General features: G+C 59.7%; 21 protein-coding genes and 1 pseudogene. 7 read left to right on the top strand and 15 right to left on the bottom strand.

The window, feature by feature from the left end; genetic code table 11:
* Window positions 1–458 precede the first annotated feature (458 nt).
* The gene (locus AC0L3O_RS07095; RefSeq protein WP_023803157.1) at window positions 459–677 is read right to left on the bottom strand and encodes a KTSC domain-containing protein; all 219 of its coding nucleotides are present in this window, start codon (window positions 675–677) and stop codon (window positions 459–461) included.
* A 444-nt stretch (window positions 678–1,121) separates the two neighbouring features.
* On the opposite strand from AC0L3O_RS07095, the gene AC0L3O_RS07100 reads away from it, so the two are divergent.
* Window positions 1,122–1,472 carry a hypothetical protein gene (locus AC0L3O_RS07100; protein WP_023803159.1) on the top strand — a complete coding sequence of 117 codons (351 nt, stop codon included), beginning with the start codon at window positions 1,122–1,124 and terminating at the stop codon, window positions 1,470–1,472.
* Window positions 1,473–1,578: 106 nt separating this feature from the next.
* Here AC0L3O_RS07100 and AC0L3O_RS07105 read toward each other — a convergent pair whose 3' ends face one another.
* The 5 genes from AC0L3O_RS07105 to AC0L3O_RS07125 all read right to left on the bottom strand — a co-directional run bounded on the left by AC0L3O_RS07105 (window position 1,579) and on the right by AC0L3O_RS07125 (window position 4,096).
* Window positions 1,579–1,812, bottom strand: a complete 234-nt coding sequence (locus AC0L3O_RS07105) for a hypothetical protein (RefSeq protein ID WP_023803160.1) — start codon at window positions 1,810–1,812, stop codon at window positions 1,579–1,581.
* A gap of 231 nt (window positions 1,813–2,043) precedes the next feature.
* Window positions 2,044–2,343 (bottom strand): DUF1236 domain-containing protein, encoded by a 300-nt coding sequence (locus AC0L3O_RS07110; protein WP_023803161.1) that lies wholly within the window; start codon window positions 2,341–2,343, stop codon window positions 2,044–2,046.
* A 504-nt stretch (window positions 2,344–2,847) separates the two neighbouring features.
* Window positions 2,848–3,132, bottom strand: coding sequence for a DUF982 domain-containing protein (locus AC0L3O_RS07115; RefSeq protein ID WP_473615225.1), 285 nt, complete (start codon window positions 3,130–3,132; stop codon window positions 2,848–2,850).
* A gap of 63 nt (window positions 3,133–3,195) precedes the next feature.
* Window positions 3,196–3,588: a hypothetical protein gene (locus tag AC0L3O_RS07120; RefSeq protein ID WP_473615226.1), complete on the bottom strand. Its 393-nt coding sequence runs from the start codon at window positions 3,586–3,588 to the stop codon at window positions 3,196–3,198.
* Window positions 3,589–3,667: 79 nt separating this feature from the next.
* A complete protein-coding gene (locus AC0L3O_RS07125) occupies window positions 3,668–4,096 on the bottom strand; it encodes a hypothetical protein (RefSeq protein WP_473615227.1) in 429 nt (142 codons plus the stop codon).
* A 28-nt stretch (window positions 4,097–4,124) separates the two neighbouring features.
* On the opposite strand from AC0L3O_RS07125, the gene AC0L3O_RS07130 reads away from it, so the two are divergent.
* On the top strand, window positions 4,125–4,376 hold the full coding sequence (locus tag AC0L3O_RS07130; RefSeq protein ID WP_023803162.1) for a hypothetical protein: 252 nt from the start codon (window positions 4,125–4,127) through the stop codon (window positions 4,374–4,376).
* Here the strand turns inward: AC0L3O_RS07130 and AC0L3O_RS07135 are convergent.
* The 4 genes from AC0L3O_RS07135 to AC0L3O_RS07150 all read right to left on the bottom strand — a co-directional run bounded on the left by AC0L3O_RS07135 (window position 4,373) and on the right by AC0L3O_RS07150 (window position 6,800).
* Window positions 4,373–4,720, bottom strand: a complete 348-nt coding sequence (locus tag AC0L3O_RS07135) for a hypothetical protein (RefSeq protein ID WP_023803163.1) — start codon at window positions 4,718–4,720, stop codon at window positions 4,373–4,375. The two genes, AC0L3O_RS07130 and AC0L3O_RS07135, sit on opposite strands and share 4 nt — an antisense overlap.
* 319 nt (window positions 4,721–5,039) lie before the next feature.
* Window positions 5,040–5,405 (bottom strand): low affinity iron permease family protein, encoded by a 366-nt coding sequence (locus AC0L3O_RS07140; RefSeq protein ID WP_023803164.1) that lies wholly within the window; start codon window positions 5,403–5,405, stop codon window positions 5,040–5,042.
* 710 nt (window positions 5,406–6,115) lie between these two features.
* The gene (locus AC0L3O_RS07145; protein ID WP_023803165.1) at window positions 6,116–6,355 is read right to left on the bottom strand and encodes a hypothetical protein; all 240 of its coding nucleotides are present in this window, start codon (window positions 6,353–6,355) and stop codon (window positions 6,116–6,118) included.
* Window positions 6,348–6,800 carry a hypothetical protein gene (locus AC0L3O_RS07150; protein WP_473615229.1) on the bottom strand — a complete coding sequence of 151 codons (453 nt, stop codon included), beginning with the start codon at window positions 6,798–6,800 and terminating at the stop codon, window positions 6,348–6,350. Before AC0L3O_RS07150 ends, AC0L3O_RS07145 begins: the two co-directional genes overlap by 8 nt.
* An 886-nt stretch (window positions 6,801–7,686) precedes the next feature.
* Here AC0L3O_RS07150 and katE point away from each other — a divergent pair.
* From katE to AC0L3O_RS07175, 5 genes are all read left to right on the top strand, one after another.
* On the top strand, window positions 7,687–9,798 hold the full coding sequence (katE, locus tag AC0L3O_RS07155) for a catalase (protein ID WP_473615230.1): 2,112 nt from the start codon (window positions 7,687–7,689) through the stop codon (window positions 9,796–9,798).
* A 20-nt stretch (window positions 9,799–9,818) separates the two neighbouring features.
* Window positions 9,819–10,013, top strand: a complete 195-nt coding sequence (locus tag AC0L3O_RS07160) for a hypothetical protein (protein WP_473615231.1) — start codon at window positions 9,819–9,821, stop codon at window positions 10,011–10,013.
* A 21-nt stretch (window positions 10,014–10,034) separates the two neighbouring features.
* The gene (locus AC0L3O_RS07165; RefSeq protein WP_128170746.1) at window positions 10,035–10,322 is read left to right on the top strand and encodes a DUF6894 family protein; all 288 of its coding nucleotides are present in this window, start codon (window positions 10,035–10,037) and stop codon (window positions 10,320–10,322) included.
* Between the two features lie 115 nt (window positions 10,323–10,437).
* The gene (locus AC0L3O_RS07170; RefSeq protein ID WP_027153947.1) at window positions 10,438–11,046 is read left to right on the top strand and encodes a cysteine hydrolase family protein; all 609 of its coding nucleotides are present in this window, start codon (window positions 10,438–10,440) and stop codon (window positions 11,044–11,046) included.
* Window positions 11,047–11,070: 24 nt separating this feature from the next.
* On the top strand, window positions 11,071–11,709 hold the full coding sequence (locus AC0L3O_RS07175; RefSeq protein ID WP_473615233.1) for a DUF6766 family protein: 639 nt from the start codon (window positions 11,071–11,073) through the stop codon (window positions 11,707–11,709).
* 24 nt (window positions 11,710–11,733) lie between these two features.
* Here the strand turns inward: AC0L3O_RS07175 and AC0L3O_RS07180 are convergent, their stop codons facing one another.
* From AC0L3O_RS07180 to AC0L3O_RS07200, 5 genes and pseudogenes are all read right to left on the bottom strand, one after another.
* On the bottom strand, window positions 11,734–11,940 hold the full coding sequence (locus AC0L3O_RS07180) for a KTSC domain-containing protein (protein WP_128177998.1): 207 nt from the start codon (window positions 11,938–11,940) through the stop codon (window positions 11,734–11,736).
* 12 nt (window positions 11,941–11,952) lie between these two features.
* Window positions 11,953–12,258 carry a hypothetical protein gene (locus AC0L3O_RS07185; RefSeq protein ID WP_473615234.1) on the bottom strand — a complete coding sequence of 102 codons (306 nt, stop codon included), beginning with the start codon at window positions 12,256–12,258 and terminating at the stop codon, window positions 11,953–11,955.
* 121 nt (window positions 12,259–12,379) lie between these two features.
* Window positions 12,380–13,525, bottom strand: coding sequence for an extracellular catalytic domain type 1 short-chain-length polyhydroxyalkanoate depolymerase (locus tag AC0L3O_RS07190; protein ID WP_473615235.1), 1,146 nt, complete (start codon window positions 13,523–13,525; stop codon window positions 12,380–12,382).
* 150 nt (window positions 13,526–13,675) lie between these two features.
* Window positions 13,676–14,602 (bottom strand): annotated as a pseudogene (locus tag AC0L3O_RS07195) (hypothetical protein).
* A gap of 162 nt (window positions 14,603–14,764) precedes the next feature.
* Window positions 14,765–15,262, bottom strand: a complete 498-nt coding sequence (locus AC0L3O_RS07200; RefSeq protein ID WP_473615237.1) for a YciE/YciF ferroxidase family protein — start codon at window positions 15,260–15,262, stop codon at window positions 14,765–14,767.
* Window positions 15,263–16,110: the final 848 nt, after the last annotated feature.

Consider the following 16,110-nt stretch of genomic DNA (forward strand, 5'->3'; position numbering starts at 1 on the left):
CTCAAGCCGGCCGGGCCCGGCACTCACTGGTTTACGCACGAATTCGAGTTTAGGTCCGTCCGATCTGGCGGCTAGGGGACGGAACGTGACCATTTTACTAAATTAGTAATGATGCATGAAACGGCATATTATTCGTCCCAGCCGGCGGACACGGCCCATACCCCCGCCGGTTAGGCCCGACGGTCGGTTGCCTACCCCGCAGCGGCTGTCGGGCCGTCCTTATCACAGTTCGGGACAATCAACGTGGGCCGAGATAGAACCAACAACCCCGCAACCGGATCAAGGGCAAGCGCCACGGGCCGCCTGCGAAGGACGAAGCAGAGCATTTCGAGTTCTGCCCCGTGTGTGGCCAAACGTTCGACAAGCGAAACCTTGGCGAGGTGCTGCATCATTATCTCCCCGACCATGAGCCGTTGAAGCTCGATGGATAGGTGAGTTGGCTTTCGCATACGGCTGGGTCATCCAGAATTGTTGGCGGTCCCGACCAGGCGGTACCGGAATCGATTGCGGATGCGCTCGTTGAAGAAGCGGCCCTTGGCGAATGCGGCTCGGAACTCGGCGAAGGTCTCCGGCGGCACATCCTCAAACTGGTAGCATTTGCCGCTGGCCACGAACCACACCGAGAGGGTCCTACGATCCGGATCGTATTCCGTTTTGCTTATCGAGGTGGACGGCATTCACGCCTTGGTTCGGCGCGGAATTGTGGCCCCGTTGGTTCCCAGCACGGCAATTTAAAGGTCGGCCAGATGACCCATGCAGCTAGGGGGTTTCGTCCCGACCAGCCTTACCAATCGCCTCAAGCAATGAAGCTAAAGTTGGCGGCAGTTCTGGTTCGACCTCCAGCCCAAGCAGCTTATGTACGTACGACGATTGTCTTCGGTGCCGATCAATTCGCGAACGGCATCGGCAAGGGTCTTATGGCCCGCTGCGTCACGCTTTGCCATGTCTGCATGTCCCAACCCCGCCCGAGCCGCAACTCGCAGGTCATGGAATGGTTCCGTTAGGGGGGAATGTTTGGGACCTAGTGGTCAAAATCCAACGCTTGGTACCCATACCGGCGATTGCCAGAGTGTCCCTGTGTCGGGGTGGAGAGCGGACGTTTCTAGCGGTATTGTTTCCGCATGCTGATGCTCGCTGCTGTGCTCGATCTTGCCTTCGCCGCCTTCCATCTAGGATTCTGGCGGCTTTTCGGATGGCCGGCCCGGCTGAAGGGTTCGGGCAACCTAAACGCAGCAATCACTCAAACTCTGAATGTCATGCTGACGTTCACCTTTGTGTCTTACGGCGCAACATTGCTTTGGCTTTGGTACCGGGGGCTAATTTGGCCGCCACTTCTGTTTTTCGGAGCCGCTTTCTGGGCCATTCGCTTGGCTGCACAGTTCGCGCTGTTCGATATGCGGCATTGGCAATCCAAGCTGATCTCGACAGTCTTCGCCGTCTCGGCTTCTGCCCATGCCCTCGCAGGGTTATAGGAGGCAGAACAGTAAATGTCGGCTTCTGGTCGCTTTCGGACGAAAGCACTCCGGGTACCAAGCGTTAAATTTTGACCAACAGGGCCACGCATGTCGACCATCAATCTTAATCAGATTGTTGTGTCCGCTCTGCCAACGCAAAAGCCTGCAAGTTCCTCGATTTGCCAATGGCTTGGTCAGCGTTCGCAATGATCGAGAAGAACGCAGCGCGAGCGATGTCCTTTTTTGACGCGTCCGGATGCTCCTTTTTTGCAGCCTTTAGGAGCTGTTTTGGTGTCATCTCTGGCGTCACTACCCGCATCAGCGTATCGCTAATCGCCTGCAATTCGGTCGGGTTCATAAGAGCATCCTCAATAATGGCCTGCTGGCTTAGTCTTATCTAAAGGTGTCTTCTCTGTGTCGTAGCGCTGGGGCAATCGGACCAACAACGAAGGCACGGGCTTGTCCTCATCCGGCGATACGGCGCCTTGTTGGCAACCCGAACCATTGTCCCCAGATCGCGTTCCTCCAGAAAAGAGAAAAGCCCGCCGCACCCTTTCGGCACGGCGGGCGGTCTTCCCAGTCGCTTACGTCATTCGATGATCTTGATGATCTTGCGTGTGCCTGGGTCAACGACAACGGTCCGGTTGTCGACGACAACGGTGCGGTATTTGGTGTTGGGGACTTCATGAAGTTCGACAGTCTCGGGCAGGGTTGAGCCGATATTGAGCTCCACTCCAGGGATTTTCACCGATGCGAGCGGCTGCTTTTTGACGTATTCCCTAATGACCGTCTCCTGTTCAGGCTCGATGACTACGTCCTGAGCGGCAGCGGCACCGAGGCCCGCCAGCAGCAGAAATCCCGCGGCTGCAGTGGAAAGATGCATTCTCATAAGTGCCTCCTTTGTGTAGCTCTGTTCCGCTGAACGCGTCTTCGCGCCAGACTTAACAAACCCCAGCCAGCTGCATTTGTTCCCCAAAAGTCCCTCAAGGCTGATGCGCGACAGGACCTAGGTCTCGCCTGTTTTGGCATAATAGGCCGGAGATAGCGCCACCCGGAACCGCCGCTGCGCATAGTCGTTGATCCCTGCAAGTTCACGGGAAGGAGCACATGGAAAATAGTGTCCACCAAGCTCGCTGGTTACTCGCTCCAGTCTTCACAGTTTCGATCACATTCCTTGCGATTGGAATAATCGTTAGTTAGGGATCGTTCTAGGAAAGACCGGACTTGACGATTGGACGGAGCGACGAACTGATATCTGCGCAGCTAAGTTAAGTCCCTTCCTGCGCTGATAAAGGACCACCCGCCATTCCTCGATTTGGCGGGTGGTCCGTGCGGCTGACCAAGTCCGCTCAGGAGGCCTGTCAGCGGTTTAAGGTCGCGAGGCAGCATCACCTCACAGCAGGTCTTCGGCAACCCCGTCGAATTTCCTGAGGCCTATGCTTGGAGGCTTTCGCTTAAGAAGCCCCTGTTCACTTGCGGCCGCCCTGAAGGCATCGAACGCGGATTGCTGGGTGCAGTGTCCAGCCAGGCATTCCTCGATCATTCGAATTGCTTCAAGTCGGGATGGCTTGTCCATGAATGGCCATGGTTGCTGAAGCGCCGTCTCAGCATCGCGGATCGACGCAATCAGCATCGATCTGTCATTCAGGTAGATTGTAATCGGAATAAACGCCGGCATCTTTGTCGCTCGCCAGGATTGAAGGCGGCTAAACGCGAAGACAAGGCAGTGGTTGCATCGTTGTTAATTCCGAGCGCCGCTGTCCGATACGGAGGGACGATGGCGGACGAAGACGATGACTATGAACCGGTCCAAGCGAGAATTATCGGCATCGACCACCCTCTGAACGCGAGGATGATCCTGCGGCGTGTGTTTCCAGCCCTTCGTGATGGATTCCGCCCTCACCGCGCCCTTGGCGATCGCCTGCTGAAATGCGATGTCTTTCGAAGCTCCAAGCGCGGCAAACGTCTCGTGCAGTCCAATCGTGTCGGCGCGGAGCTTCAAAAGGCTGTCGGAATATCGGCCAATGATCCGCGCCACCAGGTTGGTAGGGATTGGTTTACCATCTCGGATCGCAGTTGTGATCGTGCGGTCGAAACGTTTGTCGCGTCGCTTCCGATTCAGATAGGCCCGCAACTGGTCGGGCTCGCCGGAAAGCAGTTCATCGCGGGCTCGGGCAACATAGTCGCTCTGAACTGTGGTGAGCCCGATCACCCTACCTCCTCCGCGGCCAGTCACCCTGTTGACGCGGCCTACTACCTCCAATGCGGCCCTCGTTGGTGACCAGTTGCGCCGAGTGCTCGCGCAACCAGGTCTCAGCCGTAAGATTGCGCGCATCCCAACGAAGAACGACCTGAAGGCCGCTCGGATCGCGCAGCGCCGGCATCTGTTCGACCGTGGCGACACCGCCGCCGTTGTAGGCCTGCCGGACGGCTTCTTCCAGCGGCCGAAACGCGGCCTCGTCGAGGTTCATGGCTGCAATGGCGTCCTTGACGTCACCGCGCTCCAAGCGCTCCACCACACGGCGCAGAACGATGTTGGAGCGGATGTCGTCGATCGCCTCGATAAACGCGGTCCGCAGCATCGGCTCATAGGTCGAGACAAGCTGTTCGAAACGATCACGGGGGGATAGGCGTTTGAGCATTCGTTCCGGACCTTAAAAGGAGACTGGTATGGATGTCTTGGCCCATCATTCGACGGAGCTTGTGGTGCTTCGCATCGCACTCATGGCAATTGCATCAATGGTTGCTGAGCAATCGGATGACCCAGATCGGGCATTGGCTGACATGGAAGAGCGGGCACTGTCCACGTTCGATCATATGGAGATCGATTTTTCCGGTTTCGAAGGGGACATCGCTGTTGCCAAGTCTCACATGCGGTCGTCGCTGGCGTCGCTCTTTTCTGGGATATCGCTCCGCGGCTAACCTGCCACGAAAGCGATATACGCGACCGGCGGGCCGGCCGGCGGGATCGGCCGTAGGTCCTTCATGACCAACTCGACGCGGTCGATGACGAGTGTGTCCGTCATGGCGGAGACGATCGAGGGTACTGCGAAAGTGATCTGGTTGTCGGTCGCCACAGTGAGGGTGCCGTCGACGTATTTCTGAGAAACGCGGCGCATCACCGCATCGAGTGGATATACCGTCGTCACTGGCTCGCCCGGTATCCATGGCGTCGACGGATCTGGCGGCGCTGTGACCGTGCGGGTTAGCATGACAACGCCCTGCTTGAACTCGCCGAGCATCTCGCTCGCGAACTCCTGGTGCATCTCGTCATAAAAACCGGGCCATCAGACGACCAGAATATCGGGCAGGCCATACATCGCGCCGATCAGCGGCGCCAACAGCCCGTCTATGATGGTCGAGACGCATCCGGGGCAAAAATGTTGCCGCTGTCGCCGGGGTCAAAGAACTCCCGCTCGATGCCCTCAATACCTTCAGAGTCGAAGCGGTGTGTTTGCGGACTCTGACGCGCTAAGGCTTTCGTACTCCAGCAGCCATTCTACTTCGGCTTTAATCTCAGCTCGGGTCATGCGGCCTTCCGCTTCTGCGCTTCCCGCGGCCAGTGCTTGGCAGCCGCTGGCGTAATTAGGCGCCAGGGACTCCCTCGTGCTTAGCTTCTTGATCAGCCGCCGCTGCTTCCAATTCAAGCCGCGCCAAATGGGCTTTGATCTCCTCAGGCTCGGCGTGCTCCAGCCCGACGACATTGTTCCTCGTTTCCTTCAATGCAACGATGATCTCGTCGAGCTTCGCATGGATGGCAGCGGTGTCGCGGTAACCCTGGATCAGTACGACCCCGGTAATCACTATCGCAGCTACAGAAAGCGCATAGGTGATTACGTTTGTTAGCCCAAACGGAACCATCGCAGTGCAGGCTATCATCGCGGCGAGCAGCACATAGAAGCCGGGCGGACGGGACAGAAAGTCGGCGATCACAAAGAGAAATCGGTTCATGCGAATCCCCAATAAACCACGTAATCCCGATTGGGGCGGCATTTCGGGTGCTCGTCAATGGCGCAAATCACACAGCTTCATTGCGCCGCCTCGCCTCTTGCTGGCATCGGCGCTCATTGCGCTTGGCAGCCCAAGAGAAGTCGTCATGTTCCGATGAAAGGATCTTGGCGAACGCGCCGTCGGCGATCCACGAATTCAGCTGTCCCGTTCGCCTGCATCTTCCGTGATCGTAGCCGAAACACCCCTGATTTCATGATGCAACAGCCTGATTTCGGCGCTTTCGCTAATGAGGCCCTGCGGGCGAGAATGATCGCGATTTGCTGCAAAGCCCGGTTTTTTCTATCCCGTCCGGTGTTCGGGTGGATGCCCTCCACCTTGAAGCACCAGCTGCGGAATGACTTGCCGCCGACCTTGGATCTGGCCCGGGCGAGGACGCTCGGCGTTCCTTCTCATTGCCAACGGCGAGCAGCCATTCGTTGCAGCGCCTCGAGTTCGCTGATCTCTTGTCCCGACGGCAGGGTGCCGATCCGGTTCCAGAACGCCCTTCGCTCCTACGCTAGCGGGTCTGCCTTAGGGTCGAGCTTGTCGCCCACCTCTTTGCAGCTTATCGGTGTATGTGTGAACATAGGGCAGTTGCTGGGCCGGCCGGCCGGACATGTTCATGGCTGGCGCGCTCGATCTCGGCCGCGCGGATGAAGCGCTCCGCGATGTCACCGATGTTCATGGCGCGCCTCTTTTTCCTGGCTGTTCTGCTCCTCGCCGCCGTCCGTCCGGTTGATTGTCACCGTGCACGTAATCAGGGTGTTCCAGTCCGGGCCGTGTTCAATGACGTTATGGAGCTCGGAAATTTCTTCCAAAAAGTGCTCGATCGTGATGGGGCCGTTCTGGTGGTCGTAGACGAGAACAGCTTTCCAGCGCTTGTCGCCATGAAGCGATACGACGTTACTCATGCCGAATTTCTCCTGCGGTCATCGAACAAATCCGGCTGGATGCTCGCGGGCCAAATGCCTTGACCACCCGCTCGTATAGCATACCGACAAATGCAAATATTAGTGGCACGAGGCCGCGCAGATCCTGGGCAATGAACTGCAGCTCGCCGAGCGGGCAAACATCCCACATCGTCAGCCAGTCGCCGGCGCGGCGCTCGAGTATCTCAGGGCACGCCCGCACCATGTCGGATGCGGCCCAAAATAGAACCTCGTCTAGTTGGCCCTTGTTGTTGTCGGTCTCGGCCAAGGTCGAAAGCACCAGGCGCAAGTGCCCTTCCCCGTGCCGACGTATGATGCGAGCCAGCGTCTTGACCGCGCACGCCTCTCCCGGCTCCGGATAGCGATGCCGGTCGACAATCTTGATGCCGAGCTCATCACATAGGGCTTGGACGCGCGGGTCGGTCAAAGCATCCCCGCTTCCTGAGCGCATGTTGCACCGTCGACGGATCACGATTGAACAGCAACCCTATCTGCCCCCTAGGCAAGCTAGGCTTCAGCACCATCACGGCGCACATGGCCGCGTCTCGCGTTGCCACGATACTATACTGACGCGACGGTCCTCTCACCTCGGCATACGTGCAGCCGTGCATGGCATACGTGCAGCCATGCATGCGGGCCACGAGGTCGATGACATGCCGAGCCGTCACCAGCTTCACCACCGTTGCAAATCTCAGGCGTGGCCCCTGGAGCGGGTTCTGGCTTCGGCGGCTTAGGAAACGGCGCAGACCTTCATGCCCGCACCTTCCTGCGCTCGACGGCCACCTGCTTACCTTTGACAATGTCGGAGAACGCTTAAAAAGGACGCTCACAACGGAACACGAAATCCGCCGCATCCCGGGTGACTACTTAGTTGTTGCCTTGTCGGTTTTTCTTCGGTTTCGCTACCAATGCAGCAGGAGGAGCGGTTTCAGCCTTAAGTCGTTGCTCTCGCAGCCGAGCAGTCTTTGCATCTCGTGCTGCGCGCTCAATGTCTGTTAATGCCCTTGCAGCATCCGACGTGCGCTCCTGCCTATTATATTTTTCTTGATGGGTTAAGCCCTTGTCTTTCCCGCATTTCCTGTCCTCGATCTGACGGTATGCGCTCTGTTGGCGACCCGAACGATCGTCGCGAGATCGTGTTCCCCCAGACAACGAAAAAGCCCGCGCCTCTGGCGGAGCGCGGGCCCGATGTTCCGGCAGCCGAGTGCTATTCTTCGAAATGCGGGCCACGTGACACCCACCAGGAACTTAAGTGGGTGTCCCAGCATTGAGGGAGACCTGAAGCCGCCCCCTCCTTTTCAAGGAATTCAAGCATGGCCAAGACAACCAGACAGTCGTCGGGCAAGCCCGCGACGATCCATGATCAAAAGCTCGTGCGGGGGAACGGAGGCGAGCTTCACCAGATCGCCGAAGGCGACAGCGAGATCCTGACGACCGCCCAAGGCGGCCCAGTGGCCGATGACCAGAATACTTTAAGGATTGGCCAGCGCGGACCGTCACTAATCGAAGACTTCCACTTCCGTGAGAAGATTTTTCATTTCGATCACGAGCGCATTCCCGAGCGCGTCGTGCATGCACGCGGCTATGGCGCGCACGGCTTCTTGGAGACCTATGAATCGCTAGCGGCTTACACCCGCGCGGATATCTTCCAGCGTGCCGGCGAGAAGACGCCGGCCTTCGTGCGGTTCTCCACGGTGGCCGGTTCGAAGGGCTCGTTCGACCTGGCGCGGGACGTGCGTGGGTTCGCCGTCAAATTCTACACCAACGAAGGCAATTGGGATCTCGTCGGCAACAACATCCCAGTTTTCTTTATTCAGGACGCAATCAAGTTTCCCGACGTCATTCATTCAGTGAAGCCGGAGCCTGATCGTGCCTTCCCGCAGGCGCAATCGGCACACGACAATTTCTGGGACTTCATCAGCCTGACGCCCGAATCGATGCATATGGTCATGTGGGTCATGTCGGATCGGGCGATACCTCGGTCCTTCCGGTTCATGCAGGGATTCGGCGTTCACACGTTCCGGCTGGTCAATGCGAAGGACGAATCCACCTTCGTCAAATTCATCTGGAAACCGAAGCTCGGCATGCAGTCGGTCGTTTGGAACGAAGCGGTCAAGATCAACGGCGCTGACCCCGATTTTCATCGACGCGACCTTTGGAATGCCATCCAGTCTGGTGATTTCCCGGAATGGGAGCTCAACCTCCAGCTCTTCGATCAGGACTTCGCGGACAGTTTTGACTTCGACGTTCTGGATCCGACCAAGATCATTCCGGAAGAAATCCTCGCGCCGGTCCCGGTCGGCCGCTTGGTGCTCGATCGTATGCCCGACAATTTCTTCGCCGAAACCGAGCAGGTCGCGTTCATGACGCAGAACGTACCGCCCGGCGTCGACTTTTCCAACGATCCCCTGCTGCAGGGTCGAAACTTCTCCTACCTGGACACGCAACTGAAGCGTCTCGGCAGCCCCAATTTCACCCATATCCCGATCAACGCACCCAAATGCCCGTTCCACCACTTCCAGCAGGATGGCCTCATGGCGATGCGCAATCCGGTCGGCCGCGTGAACTACCAGCCGAATTCATTCGGCGAAGGCCCGCGGGAATCGCCGCAGCACGGTTTCCGGTCGTTCGCCGAGGCCGAGGAAGGCCAGAAAGTTCGTCTGCGCGCAGAGAGCTTCGCCGACCACTACAGCCAGGCGCGACAGTTCTTCAACAGTCAGACCGCGCCTGAGCAGAAGCATATCGCCATGGCGCTGTCCTTCGAGCTCTCCAAGGTCGAGACAACGGTTATCCGCGAGCGCATGGTGTCGCATCTCCTCAACATTGATGAAGGCTTGGCAGAAACTGTCGCTGACAAGCTTGGCATGAAGCAATTGCCCAAGCCCGCGGATGCGGCGGTCGCGCCGAGGGACGATCTCGAACCATCGCCGGCGCTCAGCATCATCCGGAACGGGCCTCACAGTTTTGCTGGCCGCAAGGTCGGTGTGCTTGTCAGTCCCGGCGCCGATGCAGCGCTGCTGAAGAACCTCCAGGCAGCGATCGAGAAGGAAGGCGCAGTGATGGAGGTCATAGCGCCCAAGGTGGGCGGCGTCGAGGCGGCGGATGGAAGTCTCATCGCTGCAAAGCACATGATCGACGGCGGGCCATCGGTCCTGTTCGACGCAGTAGCGCTGATCCTCTCCGAGGAAGGAGCGGAGCGCCTGACGGGCGAGGCCGCCGCGCGCGATTTCGTTGCCGACGCTTTTGCTCATTGCAAATTCATCGGCTTCACGTCGGGCGCCGTCCCGCTGCTGCAGAAGGCCGGCGTCGATCCGGAAGCCGATGAAGGCATGATTGGTCTCGATGATCCCAAGGCGATTACCGGTTTTATCGAGGGCTGCCGCAAGCTGCGTCTCTGGAGGCGGGAAATGGCCGTCAAACTCTAGCGATGGTGACGGAGTTTCTCATGCAGATCATTCGAACCGAAGTTACCCAGGCAACCGCCCCGACCGGACAGCCCATCCTGCGCGTGATCTTCTGCGGCGAAGGCGGTGACTGCGTTGCCGTCGACCTGGCACGCGTTGACGGCGGAAACAACGAGGCCGCTATCAATCGAGCGAAGGCGGTCCTGGTCCAGATCGCGACCTTCGATTGGCTGTGAACGACTATGATGCCCGAAGCAATGGCAATTTTGACGAAGTCGCCGTCACAGCGGCGAATGACGAAAACGGCGGGCTCTATATCTTCGAGTATCGGCGGACGCGGCCGTCAGGTTCTTCCCTCCAGGATGCCAAGTTTAGAGGCTGCGCGGGAGGAAGCGGTTCGATGCGCTATCGATCTTCTGGTCGACCTTCAGCCGGGCACGGACGATCTTTCAGGTTGGCTCGTGCGCCTGCGCGACGAGAACGGCGAACTGCTGTACGCCATCGACGTGCAGGAGGCGCAAGCGGCCCGCCTGACAAGACCATGAACCGGCAACGGCTAAAGGCGGATTGGCAGAGATGCGAGGCTACGGCGGGACCTCCCGGGCTACGCCCGCGCTCAGATAAAGACTATGCATCACCCCACCGCGGCCGCGGCTGATCATGGCCGCCCTAGGCCTGGTACACGGTCCGCTTGGTGAGAATTCCCTACATCTTTGCGTTGACATGCAGCGCCTGTTCGCGCCGGGCGGGCCTTGGGCCGTGCCGTGGGCGCAAAACGTGCTGCCGGTCATCGAGGAATTGACCGCAAGACATCCGCAGCAAACGCTGTTCACACGTTTTGTTCCAGCCGCTCGGCCTGGCGAAGGACCGGGCATGTGGGCGCGGTATTATCAGCGTTGGGCCGAGGTCACCCTTGCCAACATCGATGCCGGCCTCGTCGATCTGATGCCTTCTCTGGCGCGGTTCGTGCCCCCGGCAAGAACGCTCGACAAGCATGTCTATTCGCCGTGGACTGAAGGCCGGCTCGACGCGATGCTCAATGGGTCAGGGATCGACACGCTGGTCATCACCGGCGGCGAAACCGACGTCTGCGTGCTTGCCACGGTCCTCGGCGCCATCGACCGTGGTTTTCGTGTCGTCCTTGCGACCGATGCCATCTGCAGTTCGGTTGACCAGACGCATGAGGCACTGTTGGAGCTCTACCGCTCTCGCTTCAGCGAGCAAGTCGAGGCGGTGATGATCGAAGAGGTTCTGGAGAACTGGCGTTAGCCGGAGCTGCCGAGGGAGACGACCATGAAAAGCTTTTTCCGGGACAATGGACTGACGATCGCCCTGGTGGCGATGTTCTTGTTCAGTGTAATTGGCATGATCTGGTCGGGTCATACGGCCTACAATGAAGAGCTTCAGAACCACGGTTCGGCATCGATTGGGCTGCTCTCCTATCTTGCGAGCGGCGACTTCCTCTCGGCGCTGTTCGAGAACTGGGAAAGCGAATTCCTGCAGATGTCGGGCTATGTCATGCTGACTGCAATGCTGTTCCAGCGCGGTTCCGCCGAGTCTCGTGATCCCGATGATCCCAACCGGCCCGAGGACGAACTTCCGACCGCCACCCGCAGGCGCAACCCGATCCTGTCGTGGCTCTATTCATACTCGCTGGGCTTGGCGCTGGCCCTGCTGTTCATCATCTCATTTGCCTTGCATTGGTGGGCGAGCCTGGCGGCCGCGAACGAGGAGGCGCTTCGGCACGGCGGCGAGGTTCAATCCCTGGGAGACTATCTTCTCGACGCCCAGCTATGGTTCGAGTCCTTTCAGAACTGGCAGTCGGAATTCATGTCGACGGCCGTCCTGGTCCTGCTGTCGATTTTCCTACGCCACAAGGGCTCCCCGGAATCAAAGCCAGCCGGCGCGTCAAACTCCGAAACCGGCGCATGAGTCTCCGCGTGCAGGCAACGCTCGCTATGCTTCGGCAATGGGGCGGTGCCGGCAACGGTCGCGAAAGTGGTCGTTGAAGAACCGGCCCTTAATGAAGGCGTTTCGGAACGCCGCATAGGTCTCCGGCGGCACAGCCTCGTAGTCATAACGCGTGCCGCTCGCGACGAACCACACCGAGAGAACCCTTGTCTCCGGATCGTACTCGGTCTTGCGGATTAACGTTGATGGCATGATATCGGCGCTCTATACGAGCGCCATTGGCATGTAGCGGGCGATCACCGTGTCCTGCCGGAACCGCCGTTCTAGCTCGGCGCGCCGTTTGCGCCAGTCCGGCAGATCGACATCATCCACCATCACTTCGAAGATGACGATTTCATCTGTGCTGGACTGCTCGCCATCCTGCCACTGACCTTCCGCGGGCGCCTGCAGGTAGGCTGTGACGCCGTCGAAACGGCTGGCCAGGTCTTCCTTCACACGGTCGAAATCTTCCCGGCCAAATGGGCGACCGGTGTTGTCCGCGCGGGGAAGCAGGATCTCGACGAGGTGCATGGCGACCGCTCAATGAAAAGCGGTCACCGATTCCAAAGAACGACGCGTTCCCTTGCCTGGTCGGAGCCGCTTGACCTTCGCGGGCCGGCGAGACAGTCGGCGAGCGATTCGCGCCGTCCGCCTAGCGCATCAGGCCCGCCGCCCGCAGGGCATCTTCAATGATCTTCTTCACGCCGGGCTGGCGCGATTGATGGATGGCAGTCGGCTGCGGGGGCTTCGTCTTCGCATTTTGTATACTTGGCGCCGGTGACTGGGGTAGTTGCCGTTGGCTGGCGGGCAATTGCGGCCTCGATTTCCGGGAGGCGCTATCCTCGGTTGCCGCGATCCCCCAAAACAGCGCGATCTCGCGTGTGGAGGCGATGCCGACATCAAGCATATAAGGTCCCGGAGCGCCGAGGCCGTTGCCGAGCGGCGTGCCGTGGCCCATCCCAGCGATCATGTTGATTTCGATCAAGGCATCTCCCGCCCCGTTACGCCAGACCTGCTTTGCGTGCGGTCCGGCAGCTTCCCGACGCGTCGGCGCTTTCTCAAGCCGGTGGACTCCCCGCCACTGGCCTGCGATCGCTTCCGCGTTGGAAGGCGAAACCGTGTGGTCAGCGGCACCGTGCCAAATCGAAATCCTCGGCCACGGTCCCCGATGATCCGATGCGCCGCGGAGGGCCCGTTGCAGATCCTGTTCCGAAGGACCGCCGTGGCCGCGCATGCGATCGAAGGCCTCCGGGATTGTCGTTGCGCTGCCGTAGGGCAGGCCGGCAATTAACGCACCGCCGGCAAACACTTCCGGATAGGTCGCCAGCATGGCCGCTGCCATTGCGCCTCCGGCCGAGAGGCCGGTGATGAAGATTCGCCTTCGGTCGAGACCGTGGGTGACGACCATCGTCTCGATCATCTGGCGAATCGAAAGCGCCTCGCCCGAACCACGCTTGGTGTCGCCAGGCTGGAACCAGTTGAAACAGAGGTTCGGATTGTTGCCGCGTTGCTGTTCGGGAAAGAGCAGCGCGAAGCCAGCCTCGTCGGCGAGTTGGGACCAGCCGGAATGATGGTCATAGCCGGCCGCGTTCTGGGTGCAGCCATGCAGCACGACGACGAGCGGGGTGCCCTTGGATAGGTCATTGGGAATGTGGAACTTCGCTTCCAACCCGCCAGGATTGATACCGAAGTCGGCCAGCGTCCGGAGGTGGTCTGACGCACCGAGGTCGGCGGGATGTGCGGCATGTCGCGCCTGCAGCGCGGCAAGGCGGGCGATGGTGTCAGAGATTTTTCGCAATGGAGCCGTCCCTGTTGTGACGCCCGGAATGGACGGCCATCCGTGCAACGCACGTGCAGCAATATCGTTGCTGCGTTGCACAAAAACAAGGGAGCGCGGCGGGAGAATGGAGTCCGGCCGATCCTCTCGGTCGGCCTGGAGTAGACGTCTTCAGCTTCGACTGGCTGTGAGATGGAGCGCGTCTTCTTCGTCGTCGCGCTGCTTGCCGCCTAACGCTGCCGCTGCGCTGGCGATTAACGCACCGATCATGAGAGAAAGCGCGCCAACCAGCGCGAAGCTGGCGCCGGCTTTTCTAGCTGTGTCGGCTGCTTCCTGTGCTTGGACTTTGGCCGCCTCGACCTGAGCAAGCACCGCATCAACCCGGGCAGTAGCATCCGCTTGCGACAAGCCAGTGCGAGCGGCCACGAGTTGGCCCAGATAAGTCTTGTCGTCGGCCGAGACTTCGCCGGCCGCCGCTTTCGTAATGAGGATGCGGGAGGCTTGTGCGGCTGCTGTCGCATCGCCCTCCGCGCCCGGCGCCGCCAGCCTGGAAGAATCGTTCGGACGGAACAGCGCATCGACGAAATACGACGCCGCGCCGCTGCCTCCGTCGTTCCCGGCGTTTGCGGTCGCCCCCTGCCGAGGCACCCATTGCTGCTCGCGAGGCCACTGTCGAGGCCGCCTTGACGCCGGTGCCGATTGCCGCGGACAGCGCCGAACCGAGCACGAACACGACCAGAAGCGTCGCCAGCGCCCAGGCCATGAATCCGTGCGCGGTATCCCGGAAGAACGTCTCGTCCGTATGAATGCCGACCCATTTGGTGCGAAGGCGCCCGGTCAGGTAACCCCCGAGCCCGGATGACAACCATTGCACGATGACCAGCCAGATCGCAGTGGACACAGCGAAGGTGGTGACGCTGGCGCTTTCGTTGGACCATGGAGACACCATCGTGAGCCCGAGGCCGGACCCGAGAAGCATCAGGATGAACGTCAGGGTCGAGGCAGCGAAGGCGCCGGCGATGATCGGTCCCAGTTGACTGCGGATGACGAGGACTCGACCGGCGCGGCGCCGTCGGTCGCCAGGATGGTTGATGCCATGGGTTCCTCCTACCGCATGAACAGCGCGAGAAGGATGATGATCGGAATAGGAACTCCGAGCAGCCAGAGTAGAATGCCACGACCCATGATTGCCTCCTATCGAAAGACGGATGTTGGAACTAAAATAGCCACCCCAACACAGTTGGGGTGGCTGGTGTGTGATCAGGCGGCCTTGGCCATTTCGTTGGCCGAGGCGTCCGCCAATCCGGTGAGCGCCTCGTCTGTCATAGACTCTTCGCCGAGCGTCTGTTCGATCAGCTTGGCGGCGTCGCTCATGCCCAAAACCTCGGCCCAGCGTTTCAGCGTGCCATAGCGGGTGATCTCGTAGTGCTCGACAGCCTGGGCAGCGGAGATCAGACCGGCGTCCAGTGCGGGAGTTCCCTTGAACTCCTCCATAATCTCCTCGCCCTCCTCGATGATGCCGTCGATCGCGGGACACGTCTTGCCCTGTGCCCGCTTGCCAAGGAGCTCGAAAACCTGCTGCAGGCGCTCGACATGACCGTCGGTTTCGTCCTTGTGCTTCTCGAAGGCTGCCTTCAGATCGGCCGATGAGGCGGCGCGCGCCATCTTGGGAAGCGCCTTCAGGATCTTCTTTTCCGCGTAATAGATATCTTTGAGCGTACCGAGGAAGAGATCATCCAATGTCTTTTCTTTCGCCATGGCGGATTTCCTTTTGGTTCCAGCGTTTTTTGTTGTCGCCCACGGGGTTGTGAAAAGCATGCTCAACAAGCGCACAACGCCGGAAAGGTTCCCTTGAGACGTCTCGCTGCACGTCACTCTGACTTCGTGGGGTCAACCCCTGGTTCAATTCACTTCCCGCTCCGCCAGGCATTTCGCTATCGAGGGATCGCATCATGCTCTGATACTTGGCGTCTCTATCTGTCGAGCTTCTTGAGAATATTTTGTCGGCGCAGCCATGAACGAGCGCGCCTGACCTTGGGGATGCTGCTCGCCAAAGTCGCCGGCGGCGAGACCAGCCCTTCCACCTAAAAGAACTCTCTGCGAGAACGATGCCTCTCGCCAATCGTGACACCGCCTGGCCTCCGATCCGGTTGCTCCTGGCGGCCAACAATGCCCACGGCGAAATAGACGTCCGGTCGTTTTTCGAATTGGCGCGCTGGGGAAGACCAAGGAACAACGTCCAGCGGTGATGTCTGCGGGTCAACCGCGCGGTGGGCGCTCGCCGTCGCTTTCGCACAGGTAGTTGTGAATGTCGGTTGCAGCGACCGCTGCGTGCCCGAATGCGACCGCGAGCTGGTTGAAAGACACAGGAGGCGAATGGGCTTCGCTTTGGATAGTGAGGGCGCGTCGCCTGGCTTGATCCGGCGACGCGAGTCCGACGGCGAGGGATATCTATGAGGAAGCCTGAATGATCAGACCGCCAAGACGACAGGGCGAATACGCGGATCGGGAGATCGATTGCCAAGAGGCCATGGAGCCCGGCTTTCAGGCTATCGTCGGTTGCATGCTGGAGCGGCTGGACGCCAAGAGGCACCAGCTCCCGACCG

Source organism: Mesorhizobium sp. WSM4810 (assembly GCF_055811235.1).

Excerpts from the sequence above, each read along its gene's own strand:
- AC0L3O_RS07170 (WP_027153947.1), top strand. The coding sequence starts at position 10,438 with ATGGCCGCCCTAGGCCTGGTACACGGTCCGCTTGGTGAGAATTCCCTA.
- AC0L3O_RS07130 (WP_023803162.1), top strand. The coding sequence starts at position 4,125 with ATGGATGTCTTGGCCCATCATTCGACGGAGCTTGTGGTGCTTCGCATC.
- AC0L3O_RS07200 (WP_473615237.1), bottom strand. The coding sequence starts at position 15,262 with ATGGCGAAAGAAAAGACATTGGATGATCTCTTCCTCGGTACGCTCAAA.
- AC0L3O_RS07110 (WP_023803161.1), bottom strand. The coding sequence starts at position 2,343 with ATGAGAATGCATCTTTCCACTGCAGCCGCGGGATTTCTGCTGCTGGCG.
- AC0L3O_RS07145 (WP_023803165.1), bottom strand. The coding sequence starts at position 6,355 with ATGAGTAACGTCGTATCGCTTCATGGCGACAAGCGCTGGAAAGCTGTT.
- AC0L3O_RS07100 (WP_023803159.1), top strand. The coding sequence starts at position 1,122 with ATGCTGATGCTCGCTGCTGTGCTCGATCTTGCCTTCGCCGCCTTCCAT.
- AC0L3O_RS07180 (WP_128177998.1), bottom strand. The coding sequence starts at position 11,940 with ATGCCATCAACGTTAATCCGCAAGACCGAGTACGATCCGGAGACAAGG.
- AC0L3O_RS07160 (WP_473615231.1), top strand. The coding sequence starts at position 9,819 with ATGCAGATCATTCGAACCGAAGTTACCCAGGCAACCGCCCCGACCGGA.
- AC0L3O_RS07135 (WP_023803163.1), bottom strand. The coding sequence starts at position 4,720 with ATGCACCAGGAGTTCGCGAGCGAGATGCTCGGCGAGTTCAAGCAGGGC.
- AC0L3O_RS07140 (WP_023803164.1), bottom strand. The coding sequence starts at position 5,405 with ATGAACCGATTTCTCTTTGTGATCGCCGACTTTCTGTCCCGTCCGCCC.
- AC0L3O_RS07115 (WP_473615225.1), bottom strand. The coding sequence starts at position 3,132 with ATGCCGGCGTTTATTCCGATTACAATCTACCTGAATGACAGATCGATG.
- AC0L3O_RS07185 (WP_473615234.1), bottom strand. The coding sequence starts at position 12,258 with ATGCACCTCGTCGAGATCCTGCTTCCCCGCGCGGACAACACCGGTCGC.
- AC0L3O_RS07175 (WP_473615233.1), top strand. The coding sequence starts at position 11,071 with ATGAAAAGCTTTTTCCGGGACAATGGACTGACGATCGCCCTGGTGGCG.
- AC0L3O_RS07165 (WP_128170746.1), top strand. The coding sequence starts at position 10,035 with ATGGCAATTTTGACGAAGTCGCCGTCACAGCGGCGAATGACGAAAACG.
- katE (WP_473615230.1), top strand. The coding sequence starts at position 7,687 with ATGGCCAAGACAACCAGACAGTCGTCGGGCAAGCCCGCGACGATCCAT.
- AC0L3O_RS07105 (WP_023803160.1), bottom strand. The coding sequence starts at position 1,812 with ATGAACCCGACCGAATTGCAGGCGATTAGCGATACGCTGATGCGGGTA.
- AC0L3O_RS07095 (WP_023803157.1), bottom strand. The coding sequence starts at position 677 with ATGCCGTCCACCTCGATAAGCAAAACGGAATACGATCCGGATCGTAGG.
- AC0L3O_RS07125 (WP_473615227.1), bottom strand. The coding sequence starts at position 4,096 with ATGCTCAAACGCCTATCCCCCCGTGATCGTTTCGAACAGCTTGTCTCG.